The organism is Lachnospiraceae bacterium, assembly GCA_022794035.1.
Taxonomy (GTDB): domain Bacteria; phylum Bacillota; class Clostridia; order Lachnospirales; family Bianqueaceae; genus CALWPV01.
On record JAAWDX010000007.1, the window covers coordinates 206,159 to 228,320 of the forward strand.

Annotated in this window: 23 protein-coding genes and 2 tRNA genes; 2 read left to right on the forward strand and 23 right to left on the reverse strand. The window is 47.1% G+C overall.

Translation table 11 applies throughout. The annotated features are described in order from the left end of the window. Nucleotides 1–140: 140 nt before the first annotated feature. Nucleotides 141–410, reverse strand: coding sequence for a hypothetical protein (locus tag HFE64_07230; protein ID MCI8633255.1), 270 nt, complete (start codon nt 408–410; stop codon nt 141–143). Beyond that, nucleotides 403–1,725: a replication-associated recombination protein A gene (locus HFE64_07235; GenBank protein ID MCI8633256.1), complete on the reverse strand. Its 1,323-nt coding sequence runs from the start codon at nt 1,723–1,725 to the stop codon at nt 403–405. The genes HFE64_07230 and HFE64_07235 overlap by 8 nt, the downstream gene beginning before the upstream one ends. A gap of 78 nt (nt 1,726–1,803) precedes the next feature. On the opposite strand from HFE64_07235, the gene HFE64_07240 reads away from it, so the two are divergent. Continuing rightward, nucleotides 1,804–3,273: an FAD-dependent oxidoreductase gene (locus HFE64_07240; GenBank protein ID MCI8633257.1), complete on the forward strand. Its 1,470-nt coding sequence runs from the start codon at nt 1,804–1,806 to the stop codon at nt 3,271–3,273. A 21-nt stretch (nt 3,274–3,294) separates the two neighbouring features. Here the strand turns inward: HFE64_07240 and HFE64_07245 are convergent, their stop codons facing one another. Further along, entirely contained in the window at nt 3,295–4,689 is a 1,395-nt protein-coding gene (locus HFE64_07245; protein MCI8633258.1) for an MATE family efflux transporter, read from the reverse strand. Between the two features lie 106 nt (nt 4,690–4,795). Here HFE64_07245 and HFE64_07250 point away from each other — a divergent pair, with 106 nt between their 5' ends. Further along, on the forward strand, nt 4,796–5,368 hold the full coding sequence (locus tag HFE64_07250) for a TetR/AcrR family transcriptional regulator (protein ID MCI8633259.1): 573 nt from the start codon (nt 4,796–4,798) through the stop codon (nt 5,366–5,368). On the opposite strand, the gene HFE64_07255 is transcribed toward HFE64_07250, so the two are convergent. The 20 genes from HFE64_07255 to plsX form a co-directional block, all read right to left on the reverse strand. Further along, on the reverse strand, nt 5,360–6,736 hold the full coding sequence (locus HFE64_07255; protein ID MCI8633260.1) for an MATE family efflux transporter: 1,377 nt from the start codon (nt 6,734–6,736) through the stop codon (nt 5,360–5,362). The genes HFE64_07250 and HFE64_07255 overlap by 9 nt on opposite strands. 63 nt (nt 6,737–6,799) lie before the next feature. Continuing rightward, nucleotides 6,800–7,621 carry an RNA methyltransferase gene (locus HFE64_07260; GenBank protein ID MCI8633261.1) on the reverse strand — a complete coding sequence of 274 codons (822 nt, stop codon included), beginning with the start codon at nt 7,619–7,621 and terminating at the stop codon, nt 6,800–6,802. 92 nt (nt 7,622–7,713) lie between these two features. Next, a tRNA-Leu gene (locus HFE64_07265) sits at nt 7,714–7,794 on the reverse strand. A 163-nt stretch (nt 7,795–7,957) separates the two neighbouring features. Continuing rightward, nucleotides 7,958–8,416, reverse strand: a complete 459-nt coding sequence (locus tag HFE64_07270; protein MCI8633262.1) for a GNAT family N-acetyltransferase — start codon at nt 8,414–8,416, stop codon at nt 7,958–7,960. A gap of 22 nt (nt 8,417–8,438) precedes the next feature. Next, nucleotides 8,439–8,750, reverse strand: coding sequence for a toll/interleukin-1 receptor domain-containing protein (locus tag HFE64_07275; protein MCI8633263.1), 312 nt, complete (start codon nt 8,748–8,750; stop codon nt 8,439–8,441). Between the two features lie 15 nt (nt 8,751–8,765). Then, a complete protein-coding gene (locus tag HFE64_07280; protein MCI8633264.1) occupies nt 8,766–9,194 on the reverse strand; it encodes a hypothetical protein in 429 nt (142 codons plus the stop codon). 75 nt (nt 9,195–9,269) lie between these two features. Next, nucleotides 9,270–9,347, reverse strand: a tRNA-Leu gene (locus tag HFE64_07285). Between the two features lie 115 nt (nt 9,348–9,462). Continuing rightward, entirely contained in the window at nt 9,463–10,326 is an 864-nt protein-coding gene (locus HFE64_07290) for a Gfo/Idh/MocA family oxidoreductase (protein MCI8633265.1), read from the reverse strand. Nucleotides 10,327–10,337: 11 nt separating this feature from the next. Beyond that, complete coding sequence (locus HFE64_07295; protein ID MCI8633266.1) at nt 10,338–10,544, reverse strand: hypothetical protein; 207 nt, start codon at nt 10,542–10,544, stop codon at nt 10,338–10,340. After that, entirely contained in the window at nt 10,541–11,035 is a 495-nt protein-coding gene (locus tag HFE64_07300) for a helix-turn-helix transcriptional regulator (protein MCI8633267.1), read from the reverse strand. The genes HFE64_07295 and HFE64_07300 overlap by 4 nt, the downstream gene beginning before the upstream one ends. Nucleotides 11,036–11,214: 179 nt before the next feature. Then, nucleotides 11,215–12,627: an oxaloacetate decarboxylase subunit alpha gene (locus HFE64_07305; GenBank protein ID MCI8633268.1), complete on the reverse strand. Its 1,413-nt coding sequence runs from the start codon at nt 12,625–12,627 to the stop codon at nt 11,215–11,217. Nucleotides 12,628–12,645: 18 nt separating this feature from the next. After that, nucleotides 12,646–13,806 carry a sodium ion-translocating decarboxylase subunit beta gene (locus tag HFE64_07310; GenBank protein ID MCI8633269.1) on the reverse strand — a complete coding sequence of 387 codons (1,161 nt, stop codon included), beginning with the start codon at nt 13,804–13,806 and terminating at the stop codon, nt 12,646–12,648. A 40-nt stretch (nt 13,807–13,846) separates the two neighbouring features. Then, a complete protein-coding gene (locus tag HFE64_07315; protein ID MCI8633270.1) occupies nt 13,847–14,206 on the reverse strand; it encodes a biotin/lipoyl-binding protein in 360 nt (119 codons plus the stop codon). A 26-nt stretch (nt 14,207–14,232) separates the two neighbouring features. Beyond that, nucleotides 14,233–14,520, reverse strand: coding sequence for an OadG family protein (locus HFE64_07320; GenBank protein MCI8633271.1), 288 nt, complete (start codon nt 14,518–14,520; stop codon nt 14,233–14,235). A 161-nt stretch (nt 14,521–14,681) separates the two neighbouring features. After that, on the reverse strand, nt 14,682–15,446 hold the full coding sequence (locus HFE64_07325) for a hypothetical protein (protein ID MCI8633272.1): 765 nt from the start codon (nt 15,444–15,446) through the stop codon (nt 14,682–14,684). A gap of 131 nt (nt 15,447–15,577) precedes the next feature. Continuing rightward, nucleotides 15,578–16,498, reverse strand: coding sequence for a signal recognition particle-docking protein FtsY (gene ftsY / locus HFE64_07330; protein ID MCI8633273.1), 921 nt, complete (start codon nt 16,496–16,498; stop codon nt 15,578–15,580). A 13-nt stretch (nt 16,499–16,511) separates the two neighbouring features. Then, nucleotides 16,512–20,096 (reverse strand): chromosome segregation protein SMC, encoded by a 3,585-nt coding sequence (gene smc / locus HFE64_07335; protein ID MCI8633274.1) that lies wholly within the window; start codon nt 20,094–20,096, stop codon nt 16,512–16,514. A 21-nt stretch (nt 20,097–20,117) separates the two neighbouring features. After that, the gene (gene rnc / locus HFE64_07340) at nt 20,118–20,804 is read right to left on the reverse strand and encodes a ribonuclease III (GenBank protein ID MCI8633275.1); all 687 of its coding nucleotides are present in this window, start codon (nt 20,802–20,804) and stop codon (nt 20,118–20,120) included. Nucleotides 20,805–20,831: 27 nt separating this feature from the next. Next, nucleotides 20,832–21,065 carry an acyl carrier protein gene (locus HFE64_07345; GenBank protein ID MCI8633276.1) on the reverse strand — a complete coding sequence of 78 codons (234 nt, stop codon included), beginning with the start codon at nt 21,063–21,065 and terminating at the stop codon, nt 20,832–20,834. 14 nt (nt 21,066–21,079) lie between these two features. Continuing rightward, a complete protein-coding gene (plsX, locus tag HFE64_07350) occupies nt 21,080–22,078 on the reverse strand; it encodes a phosphate acyltransferase PlsX (GenBank protein ID MCI8633277.1) in 999 nt (332 codons plus the stop codon). Between the last annotated feature and the right edge of the window lie 84 nt (nt 22,079–22,162).

Here is a 22,162-nt window from a genome sequence, read left to right on the forward strand (position 1 = left end):
TTGCTAACGGTGATTTTTCCACCAATTATAGAAGCTGCGCTATACACGGTGGAAAAAGTTCAGCTATATCGCCCATTTCCGCCAGTGGCGGCGGAAGAAAACATAGAGACGGCACTAAGCAAAAGCCAGAAGCTTTGCTCTTAGTCCTCAAACTTTTTATGCTTATTCGCTTCCTCCGGCGCTGCATGCGCTTCTCCCATTCTCAGCTTAACGATAAAATATGCTACCACAAAGCTGAGCGCTGAGCCCCCTGCTACAATGCCGTCCACCAACTGCCATGGCGCCGCATCGCCTCCCAGCAGCCGGTGAATGAACATGAAATACAAAATAATAAACAGCATCATCAAAGCAACACCCAGCGTAAATGCTTTTCTCTTGTCATCTGTATCCATTTTTCTCTTTTTACTCATCTTTTTCTCCCTTCCATTTTCTAATTTGATTCAGGCGCTCCTGCACCTGTTTTTCTTTTCCGGAAGCCGTTGGCCTGTAATATCTGCGATCGGCCAGCACATCCGGCAGGCAGCGCATCTTGGTTAGCTTCTCCTCTGTATCATGCGCATATTCATAGCCCTCTCCATAATGCAGCTCTTTCATCAGCTGCGTCGGCGCATTGCAGATCTGCAGCGGCACCGGTGCTGCCGGCATTTCTCTCACATCCTGCCTGGTCTCCTCCGCCGCCACATACAAAGCATTGGATTTAGGCGCCATCGCCAGATACACCACCGCCTGCATCAAATTCACATCACATTCCGGCATGCCGTTAAAATGGCAGGCCTGATACGCAGCTACCGCCTGCAAAAGCGCCTGCGGATCCGCCATGCCCACATCCTCGCTGGCAAAACGGATCAAGCGTCTGGCAATATACAGCGGCTCCTCACCTCCCTCCAGCATCCTGCGCAGATAGTACACCGCCGCATCCGGATCGCTGTTGCGCATCGACTTATGCAGCGCCGATATCAGATTATAATGCTCCTCTCCATTTTTATCATACAAGAGCGACCGGCGGTTAATGCACTCACTCAGCACCTCCTCTGTGACCGTAATTTCCTCTGCGCTGATCCTGCCGTTTAGCACAGCCATCTCCAGCGTGTTGAGCGCTGTGCGCGCATCTCCATTCGCAAAACGGGCAATGGCCCGAAGCTGCCCCTGCGTAATGCCAATCGGCTGATCCCCATAGCCGAGCGGGTGCCGCAGCGCCCGTGTGAGCAGATCGACCATTTCTTCCTCTGTCAGCGCCCGCAGCACAAATACGCGGCAGCGCGATAAAAGAGCGCTGTTAATTTCAAAAGAAGGATTTTCTGTAGTGGCGCCTACTAATATAATGCTTCCCTTTTCCACATAAGGCAAAAAGGCATCCTGCTGCGCTTTATTGAAGCGGTGAATCTCATCGACAAAAAGCAGCGTCCGCAACCCCATGCGCCGGCTCGTTTCTGCCTTTGCCATCACTTCCTTGATCTCCTTAATGCCGCTTGTTACTGCGCTAAAGTCTACAAATTCAGCCTTCGTATGGCTGGCAATGATGCGGGCGAGCGTTGTTTTGCCTACGCCAGGCGGCCCCCAGAAAATCATCGAGGATAGCTGATCGCGCTCAATGAGCTGCCGCAGGATTTTACCCTTGCCCAGCAGATGCGTCTGCCCCACCAGCTCCTCTAAGGATCCGGGCCGCAGGCGGCTGGCTAACGGCATGCTGCCTCTGCCTTCTTCAAATAAATTGATCTGATCCATGGCTTTTTCTTTCCTATTTTGTATAAAACTTATCAAATGAGATATGCTAGGTTAAAACGTTTCGAAATGGAGATTACTATGCAAACAATCTGGTCTGATACCTGTCATATCCAAAATCGGCCCTCTCTGCGAGGACATCTGGACACCGACGTACTCATCATCGGCGCCGGTCTCACCGGCATTCTCACCGGCTCCTTACTGCAGAAAAGCGGCAAAGAGGTTGTTCTGATTGAAGCAAACCGCATTGCCAGCGGTCAGAGCGGCCATACAACTGCCAAAATCACTGCGCAGCATGGGATGGTCTATCACATGCTCCTGCAGCGCCTTGGCCTGCAGAAAACTAAACAATATGCGCTGGCCCAGCAAACAGCGATACAGGCATATCAAACGCTCATTAAGGAGTATGGGATTGCCTGTGATCTGTCTGTTCAGCCAGCCTATTTGTATGCCCAGGATATAACACAGCTTGAAAAAGAATATACGGCACTCTCACAGCTTGGTTTTTCTGCTGAGCTGATAACGCAGCTGCCTGCTTCTCTGCCCTTTTCCTGCGCAGGCGCGCTTTGTTTGCCGGATCAGCTGCAGTATAATCCGCTGATGCTGATCAAAGCCTTATCGGACCCTCTTACCGTTTATGAGCATACCCCTGCTCTTTCTGTGGAGGATCAGACCGTTTATACACCGGATGGATCAATCTGTGCCAAGCACATCCTCTTCGCCTGCCACTATCCTTTTCTTAATTTTCCCGGCCTATTCTTTGCCCGCATGTATCAAAAACGCTCCTATGTGCTGGCGCTGGAAAATGCTGACTTTCCGGATGGCATGTGGATTGGCAGCCTGTCGCCCGAGCCGCCCTCTCCTGCGGGCTCGCCCTCTCAGGAATACTCCTTCCGCCATTATGGCCCCTATCTGCTTTTAGGCGGCGAGGGGCATCGAACGGGCTGCTCAAGTGCTTCCAGCCGCTATGAGGCTCTGCGCCAAAAGGCCCGCGAGTGGTTTCCCAACAGCCATGAAACTGCTCATTGGTCTGCGCAGGACTGCATTTCCATTGACCATCTTCCTTATATTGGTCCCTTTTCTGCTAAGCATCCTCACTGGCATGTGGCGACCGGTTTTCAGAAATGGGGTATGACTAACGCAATGGCAGCTGCCCTGATCCTTCGCAATCAGATTCTGCATCTCGACACTCCCTTTGCATCCGCATTTGATCCGCGGCGCTTTGCTTTGCGGGATCTCCCCTCTATTGCCGCCCTTGGCGGAAAAGCTGCCGGAAGCATTGCCAAGCGCATCTTTCAGCTGCCCAAATCTGAGCTTGCAAAAATCCCGCCCGGCCATGGAAGCATTGTTTTGGTCAATGGGCATAAGGTTGGCGTCTACAAAAGTCCTGATCAGGAAGTCTTTACTGTCGATATCCGCTGCCCTCATCTGGGGTGCCAGCTGGCCTGGAATCAGGATGAGCTTAGCTGGGACTGCCCCTGTCATGGTTCCCGTTTTGACTACCGCGGCCAGCTTCTAAGCGGTCCTGCACAAAAGGGGATTTCTGTCTAAGTATTTTAATTGTAACACAAACTATGCGGTATGACAATTTCTTTTCTGCTTCCACGGTTCTTTCTGAAATTGGCGCAGCAGAAGAATTCCTCGCACCGTCACGTCTAATGCATAGGCACACCATACGCCGGTGAGTCCCAGCCTAAAATATACCGCCAGCAGATATCCTACGCCAATTCGGATACCCCAGATCCCGACTAAGGTTAAATACATGGGGAATTTTGTCTCGCCGGCTCCCTGCAGCGCGTTTGTCATGATCTGCACAAGAAATGTAAATGGCTGGAATAAGGCTATGATCCGCAGTACCTCGATTACCATCTTCTGTATTTCCTTTGTTTTTGTAAATAGTGCTGCCAATTGAGGCGCAAAAATAAAAAACACTAAACTAAATAAAAGAATTAGTCCTGTTGACAGTGCATAGGCTGCCTTCGGTATTTCTTTTGCCTTTTGAAAATTTCCCTCTCCCAATGAAATTCCCACTAAAGTGCATACTGCAAGCCCAAATCCCATGGACGGAATATAGGAATAATTCTCTATGCTGCCCGCAATCTGATGTGCCACATAAGCTGCCGTGCCAATTGAAATGATCATGGCATTGTAAACCAGCTGACCAATGCGCATAATCAGCTTTTCAAAGCCGGCCGGCATGCCAATACGCAAAATAGCGCCTGCCTCTTTTTTTGAAAGCCTGCAGACTGATATTCGTATATGAGCATCATAATTTTTAACACGCCAAAACAAAATGCAAATACTAATTCCTCTTGATAGTGTAGTTGCCAGCCCTAATCCAAAAATTCCCAGCCCCATTTTCATAAACACAATATTTAAAAGGATATTTAAAACATTGGCCGCTCCCGTAACATACATTGGCGTTTTCGTATCTTTTATTGCCCGTAGACAAGCAGATAGTATGAGCTGTAGACATAGTGCTATACAAGGAACAACCACAATTAAAAAATAAGGTCTTGCATATTCGATTACAGTCCTATCAGCTCCGGAAATACGTAAAATAGATGTATTTCCTACACCGCATAAAACGCTGCAGAAAATTCCAAGCGCACTGCCTATAGCCAATGAATGCGTTATCGCACGGTTTATCTGGACATAGTCCTTCCTTCCGTAGCTATGCGATACGATGACCGTGGTGCCCACGCTGACTGCTGTAAAAAAGGAAATGAATATATTCATAATCAGATTGGTAACGCCAATTCCAGCAATTGCCTGATCGGCTAGCTTTCCTGCGAAATATGTATCCATAGTACCCAATAGCGTTTGCAGTGTATTTTCGATGATAATTGGCATTGCCAGCCAAAACACACTCTTCATATAAGATTTCCATTCCTGTGTCACCGTCATTCCTCCGTTTTGCTTGACATAAAAATAAAAATACGATATGTTTTGTATGATACAAAACATATCGTTCGTTTTTATTATAATCGTTAAAATAAGAAATACAATAAACAAATCCTATACACTGTAAGTTAGTGAACATTTTTTATTATTTGTACAGGAGGATTCTCACATGGATCGACGTCAGAAAAAAACTCAGGAAGCTATCTTTCAAGCTTTTATAACGCTTTTAAAGCACAAAAGCTATCACCGCATTACCATACAGGAAATTATTGATTATGCCAACATTGGCCGAAGCACCTTTTATGCACATTATGAAACAAAGGATGAGCTGCTCAAAGAGCTATGCTGTGAACTCTTTGGACATGTGGTAGATAGTGCTGCCAATCATTTAACCGATCATACACATTCTTACAACACAGGTCAAAATATCTCTCATTCTCTATTTCACCATCTTTTGCAGCATCTTGCTGAAAATGATCACTCCATTCTCAGTCTTCTTTCCTGCGAAAGCAATGAAATCTTTCTGCGTTATTTCAAAGATAGTTTAAATGAACTTGTATTCTCACAGTATGTCTCTCAAACAAAAAATCTGGCTTTGCCCCATGATTTTTTAGTCAACCATATTTCCAGTAGCTTTGTTGAATTGATTCTATGGTGGATCAGAGGGCAGATGAAGCAAAGTCCAGAGGAATTAAACGAATATTTTCATGCCGTCATCGATCCCATTGTATCATTAGACTGATATTTCTTTCTGCTTTTGCTCCAGTCCTTTAAACAGTTTGGCTAGCACCACTACAGCAACCGCAGACAAAATCAGCTCCGCCGTAAACTGTGCATAGGCAAGGCCGTACAGCGGAAACAAATAATTCAGCACGCAGATGGCCGGAATTTCCAGCACAATCTTTCTCAAAATTGCAAATACAAAAGCCTTTTTCCCCATGCCGCATGCCTGAAATACACCCACTGCCATGAAATCCATACAGATAAACGGCAGCCCCCAGCAAAAGCCGCGCAGAAAACGAGATCCGTAGCCTACAATAACTTCATTATCCATAAACAATCCAATCAGTCCGCTCGCCCCAATGTAATATCCCACAGCTACGAGACATAAAAAAATCAGGGAAATCCTTGCTGTAAAGAAAAAGCTATTTTTCATCCGCTTACTATTTCCGCTCGAAAAATTATAGCTGATGAGGGGCATAATGCCCTGCGAAAGTCCCAATGCAATCTGAAAGGGCACTGTATTGATCTTTTGCGCAATTCCCATAGCCGCCACTGCATCGGAGCCAAAAGAGGATGTAAAATTATTAAGCACTGTCATCCCTGTTACGTTCAGCAGATTTTGAATAGAGGCCGGAACGCCAACGGCGCAAATCCCCACGACAATCGCCTTTTGGAATGCCACCATTTTCGGATTGATGCACACATAGGTGCGTCCGCGTTTATAGTACAGCAGTACAAAGAAGTAGCCGCAGGCAAAGCAATTGGCAATAAAAGTAGCCATTCCTGCGCCGGCTGCTCCCATATTCAGCCCCCAGGGCATGATGAAAAACGGGTCTAAAATAATATTCAAAATACAGCCGCTCATCGTTCCGATACTGGCATGCAGCGACGCTCCCTCCGAGCGTACCAGATAGGCCATGACTACATTCAAAATAGCGGGCATCGCTCCAAAGGATACCGTCCATTTTAAATAGGCAGCCGTCGCTTCTGTCGTCGTTTCATTAGCTCCCAGAACCTGCAGCATGGGCTCATGAAATATAGTATAGAGCAGTGAAAAAGCCAATCCGCTGATAAGCGCCATATAGAATCCAAGGGCAGAACTTCTATGCACCGTCTCATAATCCCTGCGCCCTAGCGCGCGGCTCATCATACTGGAGGTACCTACGCCAAACAAATTGTTAATGGCATTAAAGGCTAACAGGACTGGGGCCGCCAGCGTGACTGCTGCATTTTGAATCGGATCATTCAGCATCCCTACAAAATACGTATCAGCCAGATTATAAATGACCATCACCAGCGAGCTGACAATCGTCGGAATAGCCAGCTTGGCTACCGCTTTGGGAATGGGCATGTTTTCAAACAAATCTATTTTAGAATGATCTTCCATTTTTTATTCCTCACTTTTCTGCATATATCCAATCGTAATTTTCACTATAGTCAATAAAGCTTTTTATACTGTCATTCGCTGCCTTGAAATCTCATACATAGCAATGGAGGCCGCACAGCTTACATTGAAAGAGCTTGCATATGATTTTTCAGACATGGGAATCGTACATAATATATCGCAATATTCCTTATATGTTTTGCTAAGTCCAGTTGTTTCATTGCCAATCATAAGCATAAGCGGACCTGTCAGATTAACTTCATGGATTGGCTTCTCCTTATGCGCCGTTGTACCAATGACAAATAATCCGGGATATTTTTCTTTCAGATGATTCACATAATTAAATAATGTTTGATTATCCGAAACACGTATTATCGGCATATTAAAAAAAGAGCCCATTGCAGATACTACAACGTCCGGTTCATACAAATCAACAGCGTGTCCGGTTATCATTAACATATCAGCACCCAAAGCATCACATGAACGAATGATCGTACCCAGATTCCCCTTATTGGAAGGCCGATCAAAAAGAACGATCATAGGGTTCTCTGAAAGTCGTACGCCTTCCAGGCAGTCCTCCCTCATTTCAATGATAGCCATTAGCTCTGATGTGTCCGACTTTCCGCTTAGCTCGCTCATAAGCTGCATGGTCAAAACATAATTCACGTCAGTAGCAACATTTTCTATCATTGCTTTAGCCCACCCTGATAGGTTTTCATTATTATAAATAAATGATTTAATTCTCCATTTATTTTTTACGGCTTCATTTAGGCTCCGCACTCCCTCTACCAGAAATTCATTATATTTATACCGTTTATTACGGTTTGTTTTTAGTGTTTGAAATCTTTGAAAAATACTATTTTGACTATATACTTTTATTTCACGCATGCTACTCTCCTACTTTCTCTGTCTGAAGCAACAAAAACCCCGATATAATCGAGGTTTTCCAGAACAATATTCTCTTGATTGTCCCTTGATCATGCAGGTGAAGGGACTCGAACCCCCATGCCTAAGGCGCTAGATCCTAAGTCTAGTGCGTCTGCCAGTTCCGCCACACCTGCAAATATAACGCAGCCGCGATGCAGAAGCTTCTAATTCTTACTACACCCGACTGCATTATATTATAGCATATCCTTATTTTACCGTCAACCATCACTTTTACATGAACAGCGAGCATACGGAGTTATTCCGCTGTTTAATCTGCATACTCTCAGCTGTAGCCTTTTAATTCAAGGCCAATTCATAACTCTCAAGCCCAATCGCTACGAAGCCCAGCCTATCTAAAAGCCTCACAGAGGGGAGATTCTCTTTTGCCGTGCCGCTCACAAGCTTTTTCAGTTTTAATTCCTCCGCAGCATACTTAATCATCCTTTGAGCCGCTTCTGTCGCATAGCCTTTTTTATGCCACTCTGTGTGCAAACAGTAACCAAGATTGCGTGAAACTTCATCCACACGGTTTAGACTGATGAAACCGATCACTCTTGACTCTGCCTTCAATTCCAGCGCCCAAAACTCATCTGTACTGGTAAAATAGCGCAAAACTTCACGCAGACCATCATCATCTGTGGGAAATGCATGATCGTATACGGCGTATGGCGAGGCCATCTTGTTCCTTATGAGCTCACAGAAAGCCTCTATGTCCTCTTCTACAAATTTTCGTATGTATAACCTATCCGTTTCCATATCCATTCCTCCAAGCCGAGAATCACGGTTCCTCAGTTTCCCTTCTTTTTCCTAATTGATCAAGCGTATGTAATAAATCACGAACTCCCTGAATATAATTTTTCCGAAAATCGATATACTTTTTATATTTCAAAAATCGTGGAATTGCACAATCCTCAATAAGTAAGGGAATCACCCTTGTTTGCCTATCTTTATTCTCATCCCAAATGGCTGACTCCCATTCAGCCCTGACCCAGTTAGAATCCACAGAATGATTGGATAATAAAATTAGTAAAAAGTCACTCGTATCAATGCCTTTTTCAATCTCAGCAGGAATCGATTGTCCCCCTACGATATCCCATTCATCTAACTATGGATCACAGCCCGCTTTTTTCAAATCTGCATATAATGTATTGGCAAAGCCTTTATCCATAGAAGAATGCGATAAAAACAATTTGGTTCCCATTGCTGATCCTGTATGAGTCTGTATATGTCTCTCATAAAATAGTGTATTGACATATTCCAGCTCTAAAAGCAGCTCCGCTTTCTTTTCTTCATGCTTCTCATTCATAACCAGCCCTGTCAGTTCCTCTTTTCTTTGAATGAGCTGCTGCATTGTAATTTCATTCGATAAACATCCCATCGAAATAAGGTAATACGATGAACACATAAGGGGATCTCCAAAATAAACAATAGCAACTGTTTTCCCATTTTCCTCGTCTTCATCATCGTAATACCCGATTCTTCCTTTTTGTACACCCCTTGTACATATCACTGGTCCATATTCTAGATATTTCATATAAATCAACCTTCTTTCGTATGTGTATAACATATATAACAGAAGAAGCAGAGCCATCCTTAGCTCTGCTATCTATGCAGGTGAAGGGACTCACCCCCTGCCTATGGCGCTAGATCCTAAGTCTAGTGCGTCTGCCAGTCCCGCCACACCTGCAAACACAACGCAGTCTTAATACAGAAGCGTTTAATTCTTACTGTATCTGACTGCGTTAGTGATTATATCATATCCTTATTTTACCTTCAACCATGATCCTAAAAAACAAATAAACTCATAAAGTAAGGGGAACTATTTTCTGCTCCACTCCCGTCTGATAGGCTTTTTCTACGGCTTCCATATAGCACACCGGCATCATCAGCTCTTCATAGGTTTGATCCATCTTTCCGGTGCGCAGCATATGTGCAAAATTATCGCATTCCCGTTCGTAGATTTTGCTGATATCCAGCTCCTTAAACAGAGTCTGCTCCTTTTGATAGATCGTAGCTGAATAATGATAACAGCCCTCATTAAAGTGATTCGTCACGTCATATCCTTCATACCTCAAAGTTGCTGTGACTGCTTTAGGCGTTTGACAGGCGGTTACACTGCACGGGGCCGTTCCAAACAGCGCCATCGTAACCTCCGCTAAATGCGAAGCATAAAAGAAAAATCCGCCATATTCATTGATGAGGTTCACTGGAGCCGCCACATCCGCCGCTATCACGCCTCCCTTTTTTATCGCCTCTGCTAATTCGGTAATGCCATCTGCATATTTGACAGAAGAGCCTCCTACAAGCGGTACGTGATGCTTTTGAGCCAGTCTTGCCAGCTCCAGCGCTTCCTCCCTGCTTCTGGTAAAGGGTTTGTCAATAAATGCCGGCAGTCCTGCCTCTATAAAGGGACGTGCATAGCCCAGATGATATTTTCCATCCCTTGCCGTTACCATAACGGCATCGACCTTTCCCAGCATATCTTCTGCCTTCTCTGCCAGAATTGCCACATGACATTTTTCCTGTACTTTTTGACTGGCCTCCCGATCGATCCCTCCGACGGCAACTACCTCAATATCCGGATACAAGTCCTTTTTAAGGTTAAAAATCTCAGCAAAGGCCATCGCATGAGAGTTTTCCGAGCCCATGATTCCGACTTTATACATTGCCCTTTCCCTTACAGACGAATCTTTACCTCCGTCCCTTCTTTTTCCTTCACTTCAATGAGCTGAAGGCCATGATAATGACGAAGCATCCTCCCTATGCGCATGGCATCCTTTCTTTTCAAGATTCCCTTTCGGCGCAGGATCATCAGCACAAACCGATTGGGCACATAGAGAGGCAGATTCAATCCATTCCTTTCCTTGATGTGTATTTTCATCATTCTACCACAATCTCGATCAAATCGCCATCACCAGATTGAATTTCCAGCAATTTTCCCATCGCTCCTTTTTCAACCAATAGCAGAATCTTTTCTAGATCCTTTTTCTCTAAAATTTCTTTATTTTTAACCTTGGGCATCTCCAGTCCTATTTCGAGAAACATCTGGACCAGCGGCATCGGTAAATTCAGCTTAACAATATCCTCATCCGCCGAAACAATCGACAGATGCAAAATCATATCCTCCAGCTTTTTCTTTTGCTTTTCCGGAGCCATCCACACTTGCGCCCGTTCTTCCTCATCCGGATTCAGCAAATAATCTACACTGATTCCCATTAGTTCTGCAAGAGGCCTAAGCAGCAAAATATCCGGACTGGATATATCGGTCTCCCATTTAGAAACAGCCTGCGAGGATACACCCAGCCGCTCCGCCAGCTCCTCCTGTGTCCAGTTCTTCTCTTTCCTTAGCTTTTGAATTTTCTTTCCCAGTGTCATATCAAACACCATCCTTTCTCTTTGATGGTTTTATCTTAGCCCATTTCCCGTTCTGCTTCCATCGCCCATCTTTCTATTTACACAACCAAACAGAGACTTTCCTAACAACCAACAGTTGTTTTACAGAGATAAAAAGATAGAGAACAGCCATAAAGCCGTTCTCTATCTCTTATTTTTCTTTAATGCCCGCTATCCTGCACGTAAAGGACACGTACCTCCGGCTCTGCCGGCTTTTCAGGTGCAAATCCCTTTTCCCGTGCCTCAAAGAACTTCGGTGCTACCTGTGGGAACAGAGCATAGCTTAAAACATCCTCTTCCTGTTTTGCCTTGTCGCCAAGCTCTGCCTTATATTTTTCCATCTCCGGCTCTAACAGATCAGCCGGACGACAGGTGATCACCTCTGCATCTCCAATGGCCTTCTTTCGCACATCCTCATTGACAGGAGCCGGAAGCTCACCATATTCGCCGCGAAGCAAAGCCTTTGATTCCTTTGTGATCATCTTATAGCGCTCTCCTGCTAGTACATTCAGCACAGCCTGAGAACCCACAATCTGGCTTGTCGGTGTAACCAGCGGCGGGAAGCCAAAATCCTCACGCACACGCGGCACCTCTGCCAGCACATCATAATATTTATCTTCTGCATTAGCCTGCTTCAGCTGGGACAGCAGGTTTGACAGCATACCACCCGGCACCTGATACAAAAGCGTATTTGTGTCTACATGCAGCACCTTCGTATTCAGCGTACCATCATCCTGCAGCTTCTGCGCTACCTTACGGAAATGCTCTGCTGCCTTGCTCATAGCCTCCAGATCAAGTCCTGTATCGCGGTCAGTTCCCTTTAAGGAAGCAACCAGCGATTCTGTAGTCGGCTGGGACGTACCATTTGCCATCGGAGACAGCGCTGTATCCACGATATCTACGCCAGCTTCTGCGGCCTTCAGGTAAATCATATCGCCCGTACCGGTCGTATTATGCGTATGAAGATGAATCGGAACACTCAGCTCGCTCTTCAGACGCTTTACCAGACTATATGCATCATAGGGCAGCAGCAGATTCGCCATATCTTTAATACAAATCGTATCGGCTCCCATCTCCTGCAGCTGACATGCCAGGCGCACAAAATATTCTTCATTATGCACTGGGCTTACCGTATAGCTGATGGTCGCCTCCACAATACCGCCGTACTGCTTTGTATATTTCATCGCTGCTTCCATATTGCGCGGATCGTTTAACGCATCAAAAATACGCACAACATCAATTCCGTTTTCAATGGACTTTTTGCAGAACTGCTCCACTACATCATCTGCATAATGCTTATAGCCAAGCAGGTTCTGTCCGCGCAGCAGCATCTGCAGTTTCGTTTTAGGCATCGCCTTGCGCAAAGCGCGAAGACGTTCCCACGGGTCTTCATTCAGAAAACGCATGCAAGAATCAAAGGTTGCTCCGCCCCAGCATTCAATGGACCAATAGCCCATATTATCCAGAAGCTCACAGGCCGGCAGCATATCCTCCAGGCGCATGCGAGTTGCAGCCTGCGATTGATGCGCGTCACGTAAAATCGTATCTGTAATTCTTAACGGATTCTTAGCCATAATATTCTCCCTTTATTCTTAACCGAACAATGCCAGTAGTACACCAGCTGCAATTGCAGAACCAATGACACCAGCTACGTTCGGGCCCATTGCATGCATCAGCAGGAAGTTGCCGGGCTTTTCTTTCTGACCAACCGTATTGGAAACACGAGCTGCCATGGGCACAGCGGACACACCGGCAGATCCGATCAGCGGATTTACCTTTTCTTTGCAGAACAGATTCATCAGCTTCGCCAGCAATACGCCGCCAGCAGTACCCACACCAAAAGCAACAACACCCATGATAATGATCTTAATGGTGCTCCAGCTCAGGAACACATCAGCTGTCGCCGTTGCGCCAACAGAAACGCCAAGGAAAATCGTCACGATATTCATCAGCTCATTCTGAGCCGTTTTAGACAAGCGCTCTACCATTCCGCTTTCTTTCATCAGATTACCCAACATCAAAGCGCCGATCAGCGGTGCCGCCGAAGGAACCAGCAGCGCCACAAAGACGGTAACCATAATCGGGAATACAATCTTCTCAATCTTCTTCACGGGACGCAGCTGCTTCATCTCGATCTGCCGTTCCTTCTTTGTCGTCAGAGCCTTCATAATCGGAGGCTGAATCACCGGCACAAGTGCCATATAAGAATAGGCAGCAACCGCAATCGGTCCCAGAAGGTCTGGTGCAAGCTGAGAGGTTACATAAATAGCTGTCGGGCCGTCGGCTCCGCCGATAATACCGATAGAACTTGCTTCAGCCGGCGTAAAGCCCATAGCGGAAGCGCCCAAATAGGTAAGGAAAATACCCAGCTGAGCAGCTGCTCCCAGCAGCAGACTCTTGGGATTTGCAATCAACGGGCCAAAGTCAGTCATAGCACCCACACCAAGGAAAATCAGCGAGGGATAGATACCCAGCTTCACGCCCAAATAAAGATAATCAATCAGACCAAAATTACCAACCTGATCCCAGTGAACATGTCCGCCCGAGAAAAACTCGGTGTGATACATGTTGGCGCCGGGCAAATTGGTGAGTAACATACCAAATGCAATAGGCAGCAGCAAAAGAGGCTCAAACCCTTTTTTAATGGCCAGATACATCAGCACAAATGCAATCAGCATCATCACAAAAACTTTAGGGTCGTCCATCAATCTGGAAAAGCCTGTCTGCTGCAGGAAATTTGTAATAGTTTCCATTTGACAGCTCCTTTACTTGTTTCTTATTTTCAGGGACAAATTATTCAATTACAACCAATACAGCGCCGCTCTCTACGGTAGCGCCCTTTTCTACCTGAACAGAAACAACTTTACCAGCTCTGGGAGCCATAATCTCATTTTCCATCTTCATTGCTTCCAGAATCAGAAGCACAGTACCCTCCTGAACAGAATCTCCTGCCGCTACGTTTACACTTAAAATGGTGCCGGGCATGGGGCTGGTGATCTTCTCTCCGCCGGCCGGTGCCGCTACAGGAGCCGCTGGTGCTGCAGCCGGTGCTGCCGGTGCTGCTGCCTTAGGTGCAAAATCCTCTCCATCCTTTAAAGCCTCTAACGTAATTTCATAGTCAGCGCCGTTTACATTTACACGATACTTTTTCATTTTGCATTCATCCTTTCAATTCTTAACTAGATTCTTTTAATTGAGTGAATTTGAATTTTCGAAATATCTGTTCCCAGATCTTCCGCAATCGCCGCCGATACGGCAGCTACCAATTCCGGGCGATTCGGGATTTCAGTCGGGGCAGCCACCGGAGCAGGTGATACTGCCGGAGCAGCTGCAGGCGCCGGCGTATCTTTTGTAATTGCACCAATAATCTTTCCCATCAGCACAACCAAAATGATGATGCAAATCAAGCCGACAAACACTGTACCCATACCCATAAGAACTACAAACGGTCCTGATAATTCTGGCATAAGGAATCCTCCTTTCGTCCAAAGTTTTATGATAATACCAGAGCTGACATTGTCAGAATTTTCTAAAATTCTTTCAAAAAGCCAACTCTAACGCATTGTATCAAATTATAAACTATCATACCACTTTTTAAAGGAGATTTCAATACGCATTTACACGAATCTCATAGTCTTTGAATTTTGCCGCGATGGATGCCTGTCACTCTGGCAAGCTGCTGAATACTGATCTCTTCTTCTTTCCTCATTCGTCTTAAAAAATTTCTTAGCTCCTCCTCTTCCAGCTCCGCCAAATCCGCAACTTGCATACTTGCAAGCTCTTGGCCAATCAGTTGTTTAGCCTCGTCATCACTGCGCCCATATTTTAAAGGGACTTCTTCTAAAAAACTGTCTTTATTTGTCTCTGCTTCCATATACGCTAAATATCCGCCGCTAAAATGCAGGCTATCCAGCAGCCGGCGGCTGTCAATAAAGCTGCCGCGCTCCCGATACAGCCGATCGCTGCTCCACAGATACGCCGCCGCTTCCTTTACCAGCCCCAGCCTCACCGGCTCCTGATGAATATAACGTACCGTCTCTAAGAGCTGCTGCTGCGACTCAATCGGCTCGCTCATATACCGCCCGCGAAAAAGCTCCCGTCCTGCCGGCCACTGCGGATGCTGTTTGCGGTACCAGTATACATAGCTGACTCCGACCCGGCGCATAAAATTAGAAACATCCTCTCCATTGGCTTCCTGCAGCACCATATGGGCATGATTCTCCAAAATGCAGTATGCATAAAGCTGCATCCCTGTCTTTTCTTTATACCGCAGCAGCGTTTCCAAATACAGCTCCTTATCCTCCTCCAAAGCAAACACGGCCTCCAGCCGCCGGCCCTGCACCACCACGTGATGCATTCCCTGTTCCCGTCTCTGTCTTGCTTCTCTTGGCATCTTGACCTCCGCCATTTATGCGCATAGCGCAAAAGATGCCCTTATTATAAAAAATGATCAGACGGCTTACCAGAACCTCATATGTAAAAAGATGTCGGAATTTGACATATTCCATCAAATTCCGACATTTTTTAATTTTCTTCTACTGCAAAAAGCGCTTCTGCAAATTCGCGTGCATCAAAGGGACGCAGATCCTCGATCCCCTCTCCTACGCCTACGTATTTAACCGGAATCCCCAGTTCATTCATAATTCCGATCACAACGCCGCCCTTAGCCGTTCCGTCCAGCTTTGTGAGAACGATTCCGGTAATAGGCGCTACCTCTGCAAACAGCTTGGCCTGACTAAGCGCATTTTGCCCTGTGGCGGCATCCAGCACCAATAAAACCTCTCGATGGGCCGTCGGAAATTCTCTTTCCAGAATACGCCCAAGCTTGCGCAGCTCTTCCATCAAATTTTTCTTATTGTGCAGCCGACCGGCCGTATCGCAGATGAGTACATCCGCCCATCTGGCATGCGTGATGTCTGCAGCATCATACACCACAGCCCCTGGATCGGAGCCCTCGGCATGGCAGACAATCTCTACGCCTGCACGATCTGCCCATACCTTGAGCTGATCAATGGCAGCCGCCCTGAAGGTATCTGCCGCCGCCAAGATCACATGGTGTCCATCCTGCTTTAGCTGATATGCCATTTTGCCAATACTCGTAGTCTTGCCGGCTCCATTGACGCCGATCACCAAGATGACATTGGTCATTCCCTTTACCACGATGTCGGGATTTGCAGTTTCTAAAATCCGGCAGATCTCATCCTTAAACAGCTCATAGACCTCTTCTGTTTTTTGCAGGCGCTGCTCCTTTGCCTTTTTTCTTATGTTATCCACCACCTGAACTGCCGTTTCCATCCCCATATCTGCCAGAATCAGAGATTCTTCCAGTTCCTCATAGAAATCCTCATCAATTTCTTCATAGGATCCAAATACAGTTTCAATATTGCTGATCAGACTGCTGCGCGTCTTCTCCAAGCCCTTTTTTAATGCACTAAATAACCCCATTGCCTTCTCCCTTCTAGGCCTGCGCCTCTGCAAATTGAACAGATATACACTTCGATACGCCTTTTTCCTCCATCGTCACTCCATACATGGTATCTGCTGCTTCCATCGTTCCTTTGCGGTGTGTAATGATAATAAACTGTGTATGCTCGCACATCTCTTTTAAATAATCAGCATACCGCCCTACATTGGCATCATCCAGCGCAGCCTCGATCTCATCCAAAATGCAAAATGGCGCCGGATTTAGCTGATGGATTGCAAACAAAAGGGAAATGGCTGTAAGAGCCCTCTCGCCGCCGGAGAGCAGCATCATGCTCTGCAGCTTCTTTCCGGGAGGCTGTGCAATGATCTCGATGCCGGCTTCCAGCGCATTTTCTCCTTCTCCCAGCCGCAGAATGCCCTGTCCGCCGCCAAACAATTTCTGAAATACCTCATTAAAGGTTTTGGCAATCGCAGAAAAGCCTTTAATAAACTGTTCCTCCATCTTTTGCGTCAGCTGCTCGATTACCTCGCGCAGACTCGCCTCTGACTGTGCAATATCGTCTCTTTGCTGATTTAAAAATGTGCATCGTTCTCGCAGCGCCAACAGCTCCTCGATCGCATCCACATTGACGTTCCCTAACCGCCGGATGGCTTCCTTTAGCTGTGAAACCCGTTTTTTCATTGCCGTCTGGCTTCCCAGATCCTGCTGACCATTTTTTTCACTCAGCGCTTTTGCCGCGCCATAGGTTAGCTCGTATTCTTCCCATATACGATCCTGCAGATCATTAAGATCCTTTTTCGCTCTAGCAGCCTGATTCTCTAAACGAACCTGTTCTTTTTCTAGAGCGCTGAAGCTTCGCAGTGTCTCTTCTGCCTCTTTAATGCTCTCATCCCGGCGCCGATCCTTTTCCGCTCTTTGCGCTTCCAGCTGCTTCATTTGCGCTGCTTTCTCTTCAATCTCTTTTTCCAGCTGCGTCTGCTGCTGCTCAATCTGATCAATCTGTTTGTGAGCTGCCTCTACCTGTTCTCTGCGCTGCTGGCTGTCCTCCAGAATCGCATCGGCCTCCTGCGCCAGATTCTCGATTTCCTGTGACTCCCAGTCCACTGTTCGCTGCATAAACTGCTGCTGCTGCCTAAGTCCTGCCAGCGCAATTTTCTTTTGAGATAGCTCGCCCTTTTCAGCCTCAATTTGAGCGCTGAGCACTTCTACGGCATGCTGTGCTGTTTCTGCCTCCTGCCTTAGCTGCTCTTGGCTTTCCTCAAGCTCCGTCAGCTGTTTGCGGCTCTGCCGCTCTTGTTTTTCATGCTGCTCCTTGGAGATCGTTAGCTCTTTTCTGCTTTGCTCTGTCTCTTCCATTTGCGCCTGCATATGCTGCAAAATGAAGGATAATTGCTGCAGCCTCTGCTCCCCCTGCATGCGGTTTTGCTCTGCAGCCTGTCTTTCATTTTGTTTTTTCTCTAGTTTAAGACTCATATTCTGGCGCTGCTCTGACAAGGCCGAAACCTCTGCCTGCAGTACTCTGCCTTCTTCTCTTTTCGCAGTTAACTGCTGCTGCAGGCGCTTAATCTCGTCCTTTCGGCTTAGGATACCGCCGGCTTTTGCCGTTGTACTGCCACCTGTAATCGAGCCTCCAATATTAAAGATATCCCCTTTTAGCGTAACAACGCGCACTGCATTTCCATACCGGCGCGATACCTGAGAAGCGCTTTCAAAGTCTTCCGCTACCACGACATTACTGAGCTGCCGGGAAATAATCTTTTGATAGACTGGGGCGTACTCTACCAGCTCGTGGGCAAAGCCGCACACTCCTTTCATCGCTTTGATCACGCTTTCATTTTGGATGGGGCTGCGCGCTGTTACGCTATCGAGCGGCAAAAATGTAGCTCTTCCCCGCTTGGTGCTGCGCAGCATTTCAATCAGCTCTTTTGCAGCCTTCGTATCCTGCACAATAATATTTTGAATGGCAGCTCCCAATGCAATTTCAATTGCCAGCGTATATTCTCCCGGCACCTGCAGAATATCTGCTACTGTACCATGTACCGTCTGATATCGGTTTGGATCTTGTTTTTTTAGCTGCATAACAGCCTTTACGCTGCCGCTGAAGCCTTCATAATCGCTCTCCATATCCTGCAGCCATTTCATACGCCCTTGGAGTTCTCTCATCTGCAGAATCAGACTTTCCTGCTGCTTCTGCTTTTCGCGGATTGTCTGGCGCATCTGCTCGGTCTGTGTGCTTAGCTCCTGCTCTTCCTGCAGTGCCCTCGCTGCAGCCTGCACTGCTTCCTCCTGCTTTTTGCGCTCATCCTCTATTTGCCGGTTCTGTTCCTGCATTTGCTGGCTTAGTTCAGCGCCTTTATGGTCTATTTGCTCCTGCTGTGAGAGGTCCTGTTCCAAAACAAGGGCATGACGCTCTGCCTGCGCGCGCAGCATACTGAGCTCCTGCTCTAAAGATGACACGCGGTTTTTAACCTCGTCATAAGCACTTGTGAGCTGCTGCTGCTCCTCTTCCTTTTTGCCCAAAAGCTCTAAAAAGGCCTTCTGCTCGTTCTCCTCCTTGGCTGTCTGCGCTTCCAGCTGCTGCAGCTTTATCTCTTCTTTTTTTACTGTTTCAATGCGGCTGCTCATACGCTGCTTAACATCCTCTAACCGCTGCTGCAGTGAATCAATTTCCTTTTCATTGCCTTCTGCCTGCTGCAGCATCACGCGCTTGTCGCCCTCATTGCTTTCCTTTTGCAGCCGAAGCTGATTATGCTCCTCATAAAGCACTGTCAAGCCTTTGCGCGCTTCATCTGCTTCCTTGGCGTACTGCTCAGAGCGCTCCTTCGCCTGCTGCTGATCCTTTCTAGATCCTTCAATCTGTTCGCTCAGCTCCTCCAGCAGCCTGCTGACCCGCTCATACTGCCCTTGCAGCTCCTGATATTCTCCCAAAAAGGAAGCCACCTCGTAGGTTTTCAGCTCCTCTTTTAGACTCAGGTATGTCTCAGCTGTTTCGGCCTGTTTCTCCAAGGGCTCCAGTCTTGAGGTCAGCTCCTCCAGAATATCCTGTACGCGGCTCAGATTATCCGCTTCCTCCGCTAACTGCTTCTCTGCCTGTTCTTTTCTGCTTTTATATTTCACAATACCGGCAGCTTCTTCAAAAATCATCCGCCGGTCCTGAGGCTTGCTGCTTAAAAGCTGATCAATCTGTCCCTGCCCGATGACGCTGTAGCCATCTTTGCCGATTCCCGTATCCATCAGCATTTCCTGCACATCCCTAAGCCGGCAGCGCCCGCCGTTGATCGTATATTCACTCTCTCCTGAGCGGTATACGCGGCGGCTGATGGCCACTTCATTGAAATCAACGGCCATTTTTTTATCATGATTATCTAATACCAGCGTCACCTGCGCAAAATTAACGGGCTTTCTGCGCTCTGTTCCGGCAAAGATAACATCCTCCATTTTGGCGCCGCGCAGTGTTTTAGCGCTCTGTTCTCCCAATACCCAGCGCACAGCATCTGATATATTACTCTTTCCGCTTCCATTAGGGCCCACAATGGCAGTAATTCCCTTTCCAAACTCTACCTGAATTTTTTCCGGAAAGGACTTAAAGCCCATGATCTCTACACGTTTTAATTCCATTCTATTTTCAGACCGTCTCCTTTAAGATTTCCACATGGCCAGCGCCTTCTCAGCCGCCCGCTGCGCCGCTTCCTTTTTGCTCTTTCCTTCTCCCTGGCAGATCGGCCTGCCTTCAAGCCATAACTCGCTGACAAAGGTTCTGTCATGCGGCGGTCCTTCCTCTGCAATCACACGGTAGGTCGGTTTTTCTTTTCCTTTTCCTTGCAAAAGCTCCTGCAGCGTTGACTTAAAATCAAACTGGCGTTCATCGGGTATTTCTTCCAGCCTGCTGTATAAAATCCGTTCAATCAGCGCCCTCGCTTCCTCCATACCGCCGTCCAGATATACGGCTCCGATGACAGCCTCCACCACGTCGCACAAAATAGAAGGCCGCTCGCGTCCGCCTGTTTTTTCTTCTCCATAATTCATCACGATAAATTCACCAAAAGAAAGTGTTTTGGCTATGTAAGACAAAGAAGCCTCGCATACGATTTTCGCTCTAGTCTTGGTCAATTTACCTTCCGGCCAGTCATATTTTTCAAATAGCATCTGAGAGGTGCATAGCTCCAGCACTGCATCTCCTAAAAATTCAAGCCGCTCATAATCCGGCGTCTTTTTTTGTTCCCGGCTATAAGAAGAATGTGTCAGCGCCTGACGAAGCCATCGGCGCTGACGAAAAGAATAAGCGATAATATGTTCAAATTCTGTCAACCGCTCATCTGAAATCATCTGTCTCACACGTCTCCTCCTCTTTCATCACCATTCAGACAAACTTTTTAAAATATCCTCTACCGTTTTGATTTGCCGAATATCCTCCGGGTCATATTCTACATTGAACTCAACCTCACAGGCCATCAGCACCTGCAAAATAGAAGTGCTGTCCATTTCCAGATCCTCTTCCAGAGACATCTCTTCTGTAATGTCTTCCGGATTGATCTCCATCTCCTCTGCAATAATCTGGCGAACAATACTTAGCTCGTCTGTGCTCATACTTTCCTCCTGTTTTAAACGCCTTCGCGTGATTTGGACTCTTTTTTCAGCTTAGCCCTGATTTCATCATTCACACCGGAATCAATAAAGGTAAGGCACTGCCGTATGGCATTGGCAATCGCTACATCGTTAGAGTTGCCGTGCGCCTTGATCACAGCGCCATCAACTCCCAGCATGGGCGTGCCTCCCACCGCTCTCGGATCCAGATCATTTTTCAATTTAAGCAGTGCCGGCTTAATCAGCAGCGCTCCGAGCTTGGTACGCAGACTGGAATAAAGCTCTTTTTTCATTTTCTTCAAAATAAAGCTTACGACCCCTTCGGTATTTTTCAGCAGTACGTTGCCGGCAAACCCATCGGTAACAACAATATGCACATCGCCGCTCATGACCTCGCGCGCCTCTACATTGCCGATAAAATTCATGTCCTCTTCCTGCCTCAGCAGCTCGTACACTTCCTTCACCAGCGCATTTCCCTTTCCCGGTTCTACGCCCACATTTAAAAGGCCCACCTTAGGCTGCGCAACGCCGTATTGCTTGCGAAAATAAATCTGACACATCCTGGCAAACTGCACCAGATACCCAGGCTTGCTATCCATATTCGCGCCTACATCCAGCACCAGAGTCGGAAGCTCCCCTGTTGGCAGCGCCACTGTCAGCGCCGGCCGCTGCACGCCCGCAATCCTGCCGACCAAAAGCGTGGCGCCCGAAAGAACGGCCCCTGTATTACCTGCCGAAACAAAACCGTCCACTTCCTGCTGCTTGAGCATTTTCAGCGCAACCACCATCGAAGAATCCTTTTTCTTTCGGATCGCTTCCACTGGTGAATGCTCTTCATTTTCTACCACCTCTGTCGTCGGGTGAATCATAAGCCGCTGCGAATCATACTGTTTTCCGGCCAACTCCTTTTGGATAGCTTCTTCATTTCCCGTGAGTACAATCGATAGCTCCGGACACTGAGACAGCGCCAAAAGAGCGCCTCCGACCGGCGCCTGCGGCGCATAATCGCCGCCCATAGCATCGACTACGATTTTATAGTTTGTCAATTTCCCTTCCTCCCTCGCTGCCGTAGATTTCTCCGGCGCATACTATACTAAATT

Bases quoted from the DNA above. Each gene is read 5' to 3' on its own strand.
- HFE64_07260 (MCI8633261.1), bottom strand. From the start codon at position 7,621: ATGCGTGAAATAAAAGTATATAGTCAAAATAGTATTTTTCAAAGATTT.
- HFE64_07345 (MCI8633276.1), bottom strand. From the start codon at position 21,065: ATGAGCACAGACGAGCTAAGTATTGTTCGCCAGATTATTGCAGAGGAG.
- HFE64_07255 (MCI8633260.1), bottom strand. From the start codon at position 6,736: ATGGAAGATCATTCTAAAATAGATTTGTTTGAAAACATGCCCATTCCC.
- HFE64_07300 (MCI8633267.1), bottom strand. From the start codon at position 11,035: ATGACACTGGGAAAGAAAATTCAAAAGCTAAGGAAAGAGAAGAACTGG.
- HFE64_07320 (MCI8633271.1), bottom strand. From the start codon at position 14,520: ATGCCAGAATTATCAGGACCGTTTGTAGTTCTTATGGGTATGGGTACA.
- HFE64_07240 (MCI8633257.1), top strand. From the start codon at position 1,804: ATGCAAACAATCTGGTCTGATACCTGTCATATCCAAAATCGGCCCTCT.
- HFE64_07250 (MCI8633259.1), top strand. From the start codon at position 4,796: ATGGATCGACGTCAGAAAAAAACTCAGGAAGCTATCTTTCAAGCTTTT.
- HFE64_07280 (MCI8633264.1), bottom strand. From the start codon at position 9,194: ATGAAATATCTAGAATATGGACCAGTGATATGTACAAGGGGTGTACAA.
- HFE64_07245 (MCI8633258.1), bottom strand. From the start codon at position 4,689: ATGTTTTGTATCATACAAAACATATCGTATTTTTATTTTTATGTCAAG.
- HFE64_07315 (MCI8633270.1), bottom strand. From the start codon at position 14,206: ATGAAAAAGTATCGTGTAAATGTAAACGGCGCTGACTATGAAATTACG.
- rnc (MCI8633275.1), bottom strand. From the start codon at position 20,804: ATGATTTCAGATGAGCGGTTGACAGAATTTGAACATATTATCGCTTAT.
- HFE64_07230 (MCI8633255.1), bottom strand. From the start codon at position 410: ATGAGTAAAAAGAGAAAAATGGATACAGATGACAAGAGAAAAGCATTT.
- HFE64_07310 (MCI8633269.1), bottom strand. From the start codon at position 13,806: ATGGAAACTATTACAAATTTCCTGCAGCAGACAGGCTTTTCCAGATTG.
- HFE64_07325 (MCI8633272.1), bottom strand. From the start codon at position 15,446: ATGCCAAGAGAAGCAAGACAGAGACGGGAACAGGGAATGCATCACGTG.
- HFE64_07305 (MCI8633268.1), bottom strand. From the start codon at position 12,627: ATGGCTAAGAATCCGTTAAGAATTACAGATACGATTTTACGTGACGCG.
- ftsY (MCI8633273.1), bottom strand. From the start codon at position 16,498: ATGGGGTTATTTAGTGCATTAAAAAAGGGCTTGGAGAAGACGCGCAGC.
- HFE64_07235 (MCI8633256.1), bottom strand. From the start codon at position 1,725: ATGGATCAGATCAATTTATTTGAAGAAGGCAGAGGCAGCATGCCGTTA.
- HFE64_07290 (MCI8633265.1), bottom strand. From the start codon at position 10,326: ATGTATAAAGTCGGAATCATGGGCTCGGAAAACTCTCATGCGATGGCC.
- HFE64_07270 (MCI8633262.1), bottom strand. From the start codon at position 8,416: ATGGAAACGGATAGGTTATACATACGAAAATTTGTAGAAGAGGACATA.
- plsX (MCI8633277.1), bottom strand. From the start codon at position 22,078: ATGGGCGGCGATTATGCGCCGCAGGCGCCGGTCGGAGGCGCTCTTTTG.
- HFE64_07295 (MCI8633266.1), bottom strand. From the start codon at position 10,544: ATGATGAAAATACACATCAAGGAAAGGAATGGATTGAATCTGCCTCTC.
- smc (MCI8633274.1), bottom strand. From the start codon at position 20,096: ATGGAATTAAAACGTGTAGAGATCATGGGCTTTAAGTCCTTTCCGGAA.